This is a genomic window from Streptomyces sp. NRRL F-2664, from assembly GCF_000719345.1.
Taxonomy (GTDB): domain Bacteria; phylum Actinomycetota; class Actinomycetes; order Streptomycetales; family Streptomycetaceae; genus Streptomyces.
In genome coordinates this window covers 1-1,739 of sequence record NZ_JOFX01000188.1, presented here as the reverse complement: position 1 = coordinate 1,739, position 1,739 = coordinate 1, and the positions used below count along the sequence as shown (strand labels likewise).

General features: G+C 68.0%; 3 pseudogenes. 1 reads left to right on the top strand and 2 read right to left on the bottom strand.

Annotated elements, in window-relative coordinates:
* Positions 1–97: pseudogene (locus tag IF89_RS45525) on the bottom strand (transposase); the annotation flags it as partial.
* Here IF89_RS45525 and IF89_RS43915 point away from each other — a divergent pair.
* Positions 95–524 (top strand): annotated as a pseudogene (locus IF89_RS43915) (IS110 family transposase); the annotation flags it as partial. The pseudogenes IF89_RS45525 and IF89_RS43915 overlap by 3 nt on opposite strands.
* 159 nt (positions 525–683) lie before the next feature.
* Here the strand turns inward: IF89_RS43915 and IF89_RS43910 are convergent.
* Positions 684–1,569 (bottom strand): annotated as a pseudogene (locus IF89_RS43910) (IS5 family transposase); the annotation flags it as partial.
* Positions 1,570–1,739 lie beyond the last annotated feature (170 nt).

The window sequence follows — 1,739 nt, the reverse complement described above, 5'->3', positions numbered from 1 at the left end:
GCATGGCCTTGACCAGGCCCGAGTGGTGGTCGGCGATCACGAGCCGGACCCCGGCGAGGCCGCGTTCGCGCAGGTGACGCAGGAACTGGGTCCAGAACATCCCGATACCGAGATACTCCTGAGCTTCCCGGGCCTCGGGTCCAGCTTGCGGCACGTGTTCTTGCCGAGACGGGCGACGACCGCAACCGCTTCGCCGACGCCCGCAGTGTAAAGGCATACGCCGGATCCGCACCGATCACACGCGCCTCCGGCAAGAAGCACTACGTCGGACGCCGCATGACAAGAACAACCGGCTACACCAGGTCGGCTATCTCTGGGCCTTCTCATCCCTGCGATCATCACCCGGCGCGCAGGCCCACCACCGCCATCGGCGGGACGTCGGCGATCGGCACGCCCAAGCTCAACGGCACCTGTTCAATCGTCTGCTCGGCCAGCTGTTCCACTGCCTGCAGAAGCGACTTCTCTTCGACGAAAAGCTCGCCTTCAATCAGCCCGCGTCCTCACCGGTGGCAGTGGCCGCTTGACTTCTTGAGATCCCGAAATGTCTATCGGGAGACGCCCACCGGTCCAGCGGCAGCGAGTGCCGCTCCGGACAGTGGCCGACAGATCAGCACCAAGGCACCAGGGCCAGTCGTAGCGCGGATCAGGCCACCGCCCCGAAGCGGCACCTGAACATCCTCACAGTCGTAACGGGTGGCGATGCCCCGCCAGGCCTTCCGCCTGTTGATCAGACACTCGACGGTGTTGCGCTCCTTGTAGAGGCCGGCGTCGCGGCTGATGGGCCCGCCTCCTCGCGCGCCCTTCTTCTTGCGGCTGGCGGCCTGGTCCCGTTCCTCCGGGATGACGGCCTTGATTCCGCGTATGCACAGGCAGGCGCGGTTGCCGCGAGACGAGTAGGCCTTATCCCCGGCCACCGCGCCGGGCGCCGTGCGGGGCCGGCCGACGGGCAGGCGGACTCTCACCTTCGCGAGCAGGGGAATGGACTGCGGGCTGTCCCCGGCCTGCCCGACAGTCAAAATCAACGCGAGCGGACGGGACCTGCGGTCCGCGGCGAGGTGAATCCTGCCGGTGAGGCCGCCCCGGGACCTGCCGAGCAAGGCTTCCTTCAGGCGGAGCCTGTGTCTGCGCCGGATGCGCCGACGTCCGGCCTGTCCGTTCTGCTCCTCCGCGCCGCCCCTTTTTGCCGGGCTGCCTCCTGCTCCTGCGCGGCTTCCTCCAGGGCTTCACGAGGTGCTTGCTGACCCGCATCCCTGCGGCGTCGTGGTGAGCGCGGACCGCGGTGGAGTCCACGCTGACCAGCGACAAGCCGGTTCTTCCCGCCCGGGCGGCCAGGCCTTCCAGCAGGGCGGTGAAGACACCGGCGTCCCGCCACACGCGGAAGCGTCCGCAGACGGTCGCCCACGGGCCGAGCTCGGCAGGCATCTCCCGCCACTGCCCACTGGAGCGGAACCGCCAGACCACACCCTCGAACTGGTCCCGCAACCGCTCCGGCTAGGGGCCGTACCCACCGATCGGCAGGTACGGCCCGATGAATTTCCACTGGCCATTGGTGAGTTGCCGACGTGTCACGACCCAGTCCTACCGGATCCCACCCCGCGAAGAGGACAGAACCCGGCATCTGATCACGACATCACACAGGCCCTAGTGCCGCATCAGGCAATGTTCGCCCCATCCTGACGTGTCGCCCGGTTGCTGCGTCGGGCGGCACCCGGACGGCCAGAATGACCGCGTGGCTGAAC